Origin of the sequence: Brevibacillus daliensis, assembly GCF_021245735.1 — a bacterium.
GTDB classification, from domain to species: Bacteria; Bacillota; Bacilli; order Brevibacillales; family Brevibacillaceae; genus Brevibacillus_B; species Brevibacillus_B daliensis.
Map to the genome: position 1 here is coordinate 74447 of NZ_JAJISB010000030.1, position 7507 is coordinate 81953.

8 protein-coding genes and 1 other RNA gene are annotated in these 7507 nt (G+C 40.3%); 6 read left to right on the forward strand and 3 right to left on the reverse strand.

Annotation, left to right across the window (positions count from 1 at the left end):
- Positions 1–6: 6 nt before the first annotated feature.
- Both LM917_RS19020 and LM917_RS19025 read left to right on the forward strand, forming a co-directional pair.
- Positions 7–810 carry a carbon-nitrogen family hydrolase gene (locus tag LM917_RS19020; RefSeq protein WP_232699309.1) on the forward strand — a complete coding sequence of 268 codons (804 nt, stop codon included), beginning with the start codon at positions 7–9 and terminating at the stop codon, positions 808–810.
- A gap of 111 nt (positions 811–921) precedes the next feature.
- Positions 922–1128: a hypothetical protein gene (locus LM917_RS19025; protein ID WP_232699310.1), complete on the forward strand. Its 207-nt coding sequence runs from the start codon at positions 922–924 to the stop codon at positions 1126–1128.
- A gap of 162 nt (positions 1129–1290) precedes the next feature.
- Here the strand turns inward: LM917_RS19025 and yfkAB are convergent, their stop codons facing one another.
- Positions 1291–2406 carry a radical SAM/CxCxxxxC motif protein YfkAB gene (gene yfkAB, locus LM917_RS19030; protein WP_232699311.1) on the reverse strand — a complete coding sequence of 372 codons (1116 nt, stop codon included), beginning with the start codon at positions 2404–2406 and terminating at the stop codon, positions 1291–1293.
- A 78-nt stretch (positions 2407–2484) separates the two neighbouring features.
- Between yfkAB and LM917_RS19035 the strand changes: the two genes are divergently transcribed.
- From LM917_RS19035 to LM917_RS19045, 3 genes are all read left to right on the forward strand, one after another.
- Positions 2485–3156, forward strand: a complete 672-nt coding sequence (locus tag LM917_RS19035; RefSeq protein WP_232699313.1) for a DUF1385 domain-containing protein — start codon at positions 2485–2487, stop codon at positions 3154–3156.
- A 331-nt stretch (positions 3157–3487) separates the two neighbouring features.
- Positions 3488–4612: an S-layer homology domain-containing protein gene (locus LM917_RS19040; RefSeq protein ID WP_232699314.1), complete on the forward strand. Its 1125-nt coding sequence runs from the start codon at positions 3488–3490 to the stop codon at positions 4610–4612.
- A 507-nt stretch (positions 4613–5119) separates the two neighbouring features.
- Positions 5120–5407 carry a DUF5316 domain-containing protein gene (locus LM917_RS19045; protein ID WP_232699316.1) on the forward strand — a complete coding sequence of 96 codons (288 nt, stop codon included), beginning with the start codon at positions 5120–5122 and terminating at the stop codon, positions 5405–5407.
- A 111-nt stretch (positions 5408–5518) separates the two neighbouring features.
- On the opposite strand, the gene LM917_RS19050 is transcribed toward LM917_RS19045, so the two are convergent.
- Entirely contained in the window at positions 5519–6049 is a 531-nt protein-coding gene (locus LM917_RS19050; protein WP_232699317.1) for a gamma carbonic anhydrase, read from the reverse strand.
- 67 nt (positions 6050–6116) lie between these two features.
- Entirely contained in the window at positions 6117–6719 is a 603-nt protein-coding gene (locus LM917_RS19055) for a GNAT family N-acetyltransferase (protein WP_232699319.1), read from the reverse strand.
- 165 nt (positions 6720–6884) lie between these two features.
- On the opposite strand from LM917_RS19055, the gene rnpB reads away from it, so the two are divergent.
- Positions 6885–7269, forward strand: an RNA gene (gene rnpB / locus LM917_RS19060) — RNase P RNA component class B.
- Positions 7270–7507 lie beyond the last annotated feature (238 nt).

A 7507-nucleotide genomic window follows, 5' to 3' on the forward strand; every position in this document is an offset into this window, starting at 1 on the left:
TTTGAAATGAAATCAACGTTTAAAGTAGCACTTTTACAAATGGATCTTGTGTTAGGGAATCCAGAAGCAAATCGTCAAAAAGCGCTGCAAATGACAAAAGATTTGCTCAAATCTGAGGAACAACTGGATGTATTATTGCTTCCAGAATTGTGGGATACGGCATATGATCTTCCACGATTACAGGAGATTGCAGATAAAGATGGCGAGACAGCAAAAGCCTTCCTTTCTGAGCGGGCTAAAGAACTACAAAGTTATGTGGTTGGGGGATCAATTGCAGAGCTGAATGGGGAAAACATCTATAACAGTACGTTTGTCTTTAATCGGCAAGGCGAGCAAATTAGTTCTTATCAAAAGGCCCATTTGTTCAAATTGATGAATGAACATGTGTATATGCAGGCTGGTGATCAAAAGGGACTGTTCCAATTAGATGGGCAGACTGTTGGGACAGTTATTTGCTATGATATCCGTTTTCCTGAATGGTTGCGGGCTCATGCCTTGGAAGGGGCAAAAGCTATGTTTATCTGTGCGGAGTGGCCGCATCCAAGGCTGGCACACTGGCGCAACCTGCTCATTACAAGAGCCATCGAAAACCAAATGTATGTGATAGCGTGTAATCGAGTGGGAACTGATGAGAAGAGCAGATTTTGTGGGCATTCCATGGTGATTGATCCTTGGGGAGAAGTGATTGCAGAGGCAGAAGAGGAAGAGACAATCCTTACAGCAACCATTGATCTTGATTTGGTGAAGAAGGTACGCTCCAAAATTCCTGTATTTAGTGATCGCCGTCCTAATATCTATCGGATAACATAAGCTTTGGTTTCTATGAAAATGGGCGTACTATCTGGACAAGTGCCTATCCCCAGCTCCATTTTACTATCATAGGCTAGTGATAGATAAGGAGAGTAGGAGGCGAGGGGAAAAGTGGTACGTATAAATGGGAAGAGCATGCTTTATCATTTTAGTGGAATTCGTTCCAAGGTAATTCAAATGCGTGAGCTGGTAGAAACTGTAGACGGAATGTTTGATTCGTTTGACAGGATGACAGAATTAGGCCAAACGATGATTCCCATCAAACGACTGGAGAAAAAAAGAAAGCCCAAAAAAGATGACGGAAATTACTTCTATTGATGTCTTTTCGACAGTATCAGGAAGGTAAGATCGAATGACAATGGAGCTTCCGTTCATTGAACAAAACATTCTGATACAGTTACAAACAAAAGGTTGCCAGGATCATCACGCTGGCAACCTTTTGCTTTGCAAACTTTTAAGTTGGTATATAAATTTTTTAGCTTACACAAGAGCAGAACGCTTGTGAAAATCCGTCTCTTGATAATAACTGTGATAAACAAGTAAGTTAGGACCTGCACAACTGGCAGCAGGGCAATGGCAATTAATTGCCTGGTTTAATGAATGCTCTTGCCAACGTGAAAATAATTCTTCTAGCGAATCTGTTTTGATATTACCAAGCGTCCCGATGTCACCAAAATCGGTTACGATCACATCACCTGTAAACACGTTTACATTAAGGCGACAACGTCCATCTGGGTCGTTACGGACAGTTACCTGCTGCGCATTCCGAAGACGTAGTAGCAATTCTTGGTCTTTAGGGTCAGTACTGCATGCAAAAAACGGCAATGTTCCAAATAACATCCACAGATTGGGATCACGTTCATCCAGCAATGTATGTATAGCCTGTCGTAATTCAGGCAGGTTTAATACTTCCAAATCTTTAGCAAAATCGCTTTGGTACATAGGGTGAACCTCGTGTCTCATGCAACCCATTTCTTTAATCAATTGGTGGATTTGAGGTAATTTGTTCCAGGTTCGTTTGTTTAACATGGTTTCAGCTGAAACGAGCACACCAGACTCAGAAAGACGTCGCGCATTTTCCATTGTCAGGTTATATAGCTTCTCTGCCTGTGTATAAGAAACCTGCTGAGGACTTTTGGCAAAGACTACCTCATGAAAATCACTCGGTTTACTGTAATTCCAGGACATGTGCATAACGTCAATACAAGGCAGGATCAGCTCGTATCTGCTAAACGGTAGCGAAAGATTGGAGTTGATCTGCGTACGTAATCCTCGGTCAGTAGCATAGCGTAATAGTGGAGCAATGGTGTCAGTAACAGTTTTCTGACTATACATGGGCTCACCACCAGTAATACTGAGGGTTAATAAATCCTTTGCCTCATCTAGGCGTTGTATGAGCAGCTCCATCGGCAAAGCAGGATCATCTTTGATCCGTAACGTTTCTCCGACAGCACAATGCTCACAACGAAGGTTACATAAATTAGTTACTGTAAACTCAACACTGGTCAACTTATAGGCCGGTGGTGTAGCATTATATAAAGGCTCCCAAGGATCTTTCCCAGGAACAATCGGGATGGCAGGAACCATTCGATTCATTATGTGCAACCTCCTTTTGATAAAAACGAATACACACCATTATAACCGATAAAAAGAGAGGGTGAGAACAACAAAGAGATGATTTCAGGAATCTCCTTCGGAAAAGGCGTTATTTTTCACAACAAAAAGGTCATCGCTTGTGCTGAAATCAAGAAAGGGGTCATTCATACCTGGTCAGAAGAAATTGGCGTAGGTACACTTCCGAAAATCTGGTGGCGTGTAAGCATGTCTCTTCCTTGGTACTACAATTTGTTCCATATATTTTTAGTCTATATGTTCTTTTTTGCTAATTTGGATGGTGTAAATCCGCTATGGTTCTTCGTTTATTTGGCAGGTTTTCATTTTGTTTTTCCAGCTCAATTAAAAAAGTTTCATGGAGCAGAACACAAAGTATTTAGTTACGGGCGAGATGTAACAGCGCAGGATTGGGAAAAAGTAAAGCGAGCATCTATTGTGAACCGTGGCTGTTCCACAAATGTGGTTACCTTTTTCTTTGTCTTTTTTTTCATTGCGCTTTTGTTCATCTCTCTCTTCAAGGCGATTATTATAGGCGTAATTGGAATAGGTGTATGCAATATAGCAGCTAAATATGAACCGAGACTAATTGAGCCGTTCTTTCGTCTATCTGCTTCCCTTCAAAGAAAGGTGACAACAAAAGAACCTGATCGATCTCATCTGGAAACAGCTATTCGATCCTATGCGTTATTTCAATATCAGTGGAGAATATGGCAAGAAGAGAATGGAAGCTAGTAACCGAGGGGAGTAAGGTTAACTGAGTATACTGATAAGAATAAAAAGTCAGGAGGATAATGTTTCCCCTGACTTATTCTGTGGTAGTAGGAAGCGGGTATTCTTTTTACGTGGAATAAATTTTGATTTATTTCTAAAAAACGGAACTTTTTTCTTATTTGAATGGCAAGATGAGCGATCAACATGAAAAAAATAGGACTATCCTCGTTGTTAGAACCATGAAGAAAGTACGATAGATTCTGAATTTTTAGTCTGGTAATATTTCTTTTAGGAACATACATTCATTACAGTTTTGTTTACTTATGTAGAAACAGATTTAGGAGGAGGTAACATGATGATTCGCAAAAGCATATCGGTATGTCTAAGTTTTGCCATGCTATTGGTTGCCATATTTGCTGTTCAGGTGCAACCGGCAACAGCTAAGACGTTTAGCGATATCGAAGATCACTGGGCCAGATCGGACATTGAATTTCTAGCAGACAAAGGAATTGTGAGTGGGAATTATGTCCCTTTCCGACCTGATGAGAAAATAACACGTGGTGAAGCTGTTGTTATGTTAAAACGAGTTTCCCATAATACCTATGGTGTAATGGCAAGTCCTGATCCGGGTGCAATGGTGGATCAACGATATTCATTAGCAAATGAATTAAAAGAAGCAATTCAGGCAGTGGATACTGCGGTATATGCAAATGTAAAAGCAAAGATCGATTTCAAGCCTGGAACAAACATGTTATATCTGCTTCAACGTGGTGCTCTCAAGCAGCCATTGCTTTTTGAAACATTTATTCCAAGTAATTTTTGGCTTTCTTCGCAGCACTTGTCAGAATCATTAACACGGGAAGAAGCAAGTATGCTACTCTTCCATTTTATAATGCCTGATATTATTGATAAAAAGAATACGGAAGTAACAAATGTAGCTAGTATGATGAAATCCTATTATGCTGGTAAACCAATAAATGAATATAAGGATACCAGATCTCTTTATGCGACTGGAATCAAAGGATACCATCTTCTTGAAACAAATGGAGACAAATTTAATCCAAATGAAACAATGACACGTGCTGAATTTGCGGTGAGCGTAAAGAGTTTATATGATCACAATGAAAAGCAAAAAGAGGCTCAATTTAATGGCAACAATAACCAAAAATCTAGAGTTACCAACATGCTACTAACTGTAGCTAGTCATGCCTACCAAACAAACAATCAAGAGGCAATTCAAGCGTATTTCTCAAAAGATGCAATTGCTACTCTCGATGACCTTCGTCCATTGCCGTTACATAACTATGTAGGTAAATATCAAATTACGGATTCAACTTCTAAAGAAATTCGTGCAAAGGGTATCTATAACTCTCCTCTGACTGGAGATTATGAAATAGAATACCTCATAACCAAGACAGATCAGAAAACGAATCCATATGGCTGGCAAGTAACCAAGATTAATTTTACCCAGAAGTAGAATGGAGTGAACCCGAAGCTACGTAGCTTCGGGTTCTTCATGGAAAAAGACTTAATAATGAATACTGTAGTGGGCAGGACCTTAAATAGTTCTGAACAAAAAATGTGCTTCATCTGCAAACAGCTTCAGAGGATAATCAAAATCAAAAAACTTTCGAAATCAAACCAATTACCTGAAAAAAACAGCTTCTTCGAAAGGAAGTACGGAAACCCAAAAGCAACATAGTAGCCGCCCCATTCTTTACTCGTATGTATTACTTCCTGTAAGATTCTCTCAGGATTATAAAATTCATTTATTAATATACTCTTTTGGATGTGAGTCTTGGTACGTTGCCCAGTACCCTTTCGTACACACATTCATTATTCCTTCTACAATGTAGTTCAGTTGCCTTTTTACTGGTAATCAAGTAATTTCACTCCTTAATAATTATCAGATTACAGGGATATAAAAATTATTCAAAAAAATGATACAATACCTAAAAGTGCATGTGGTATGTGAGGTGACGATGTGAAAGCGATTTTGTTCTCAATCATAGCATTAGTAATCAGCTATGCATATGCTTGGATGGTTGGCGATTTTTTGCTTCTTATGACAATATGCTTAGCTGTGGGTTCAATCAGTTTATTGATCAGCGCGATTTTTTCAGGATCTTTGGTTTCTGGCGATCAATATCGAGCCAACACTGCAACGGAGGACGAGAAAGAAGCGACGACAAGAACGAAGGTAGCTATTTGGTTCAGCCTATTTTCAATTCCTCAGCTTTTTGTTGCCTTGATCATATACCTCACGAAATAATTATTTGCAGAATGTTTCGGTTTGCAGAATGTTTCGGATTAGTAGCGATATCGCTAAGAAGTAAAAAAAACGAATGCCTCCTACCTGGATAGCAGTCGTTTTTTTCCATGTTTATCTTGAGAGCGGATTTAGTTCCGCCTGTCTGTATATTTTTCCTTTATCTACATATGATTTGCGGATACGAACAAAGTCAAGCAATTCTGCCTCTGTCAACTCACGCTTTACTTTTGCAGGGGAACCTACCACGAGGGTACGTGGAGGAATTTTCATCCCTGGAGGAACAACAGCACCAGCCGCTACCATTGATTCTTCGCCGATTTCTGCTTTATCAAGAATAATGGAACCCATTCCGATTAAAGCACCTTTTCGCACAATGCAACTATGTAGGACAGCATTATGCCCGATTGTTACGTCATCCTCGATCACGAGAGGATTATCTGGGCTTTGGTGGAGTGTACTGTTATCCTGCACGCTTACTCGTTTCCCAATAACCGTAGGGGCAATATCTCCACGAATCACACTGTTATACCAGACACTTGAATCTTCTCCAATCGTCACATCGCCAGAAACGAGAGAACCCTTCGCTAAAAAGACGGAAGGATGAATAGTTGGATTCTTTTCTTCAAAAGGGAGTAATAACATCAGATTCCTCCTGTTGTAAGTTGAATAGTTGTCCTTATTTTACCACGAAGTAAGAAAGATCTGACATTTAGCTGAACTTTAACTCGGGGATCAAAACGGTCTCTGTCAGAACGTTATCATAACTTTCTTGCGTAATACCAAACATCAGATGATCCTCCCATACATTATTGATCTTCAAATAATGGGGAGCAAACCCTTCTTTGGTAAAGCCTGCTTTTGTCAGTACACTAATTGATGCCGTGTTATGAGGCATAACATTAGCCTGAATGCGGTGAAGAGATAGGGATCGGAATGCAAAGGGAATGAGCAGTTTCACTGCTTCCGTCATATAGCCATGTCCTTGTGAAGCGTGATGGACGTCATAGCCAAGATAAGCATTTTGAAAAGGTCCGCGGCATATTTGTGAAAGAGTTAATTTACCAATAAGCTGGTGTTCATTATTGGTGAACAGGCCGAACATATACTTCTGATCTGTATCAACAAGATGCTTCTGATTGACCAGATTGGTTACATGCTCTAATGAGAAAAAGCTATCATCTCTCACAGGAACAAAGGGTTCGTGAAACTGCCGATTCTCAGTAAAATATGTAAGCAGGGATTCTGCATGTAGCGGACTAAGGAGTTGTAGATATAGCCTAGGTCCGATTATCTGAAGGTTGAATAAGTCCATAAGTTCCTCCTTTATATATAAAGTTCTATTGTCATTATGACGCAAGCTTATCATTTTTCAAGATCATCTGTCTCATTTATAACCAAAAGATGCTATCGTTACCATAACCTCCATGTTGACCATTTCTTGTGATCTGTGGTACATTATATTTTGTCGATCGGCAAGGTTTGTGTGTAGTCGCTGTTGTCATCCTTTATGGATGGACAATAGAGGAAAGTCCAGGCTCGCCCAGGCTGAGATGCTTGGAGTGTTCGTACCTAGTGCAAGCTAGGGCAGTAAGGGTTAACTTACTGACGGCGCAGAAAGGGTTCTCTCTGAGACCCGAGTACGCTGAAAGTGCCACAGAAACGTAGCTTTCCTGGCGACAGGAAAGATGGAACGCGGTAAACCCTGCGAGCGAGAAACCCAAATTAGGTAGGGGAACCGTCCGGAAGGAATCAAACGGATGGACGGATGGCAGATTTATCTGCCATAGATAGATGGCTACAACTCTTCGTGCGAGGGGAAGGTCCGTTCGCAGCACGAGAGATACAGAACCTGGCTTATAGCAAACCTTGCTCATACTACTAATTAATAAAGGCTGTCCTTTAATCTGAGAAGATTGAAAGGACAGCCTTTTTAACAGATAGGAATTTATAAAAATCCCTATCTGCATAAGTGCAACTAAGGCTTTACCTGCGCCAGAGGCTTGGCAAAGCCAAGTTTTCTAAGATAAAAATACCTTTAATCGAATGAGGTTAGACAATTCTTACTTTGTATGTCCGTAACCAGTAGTCAACTTGCGCTAG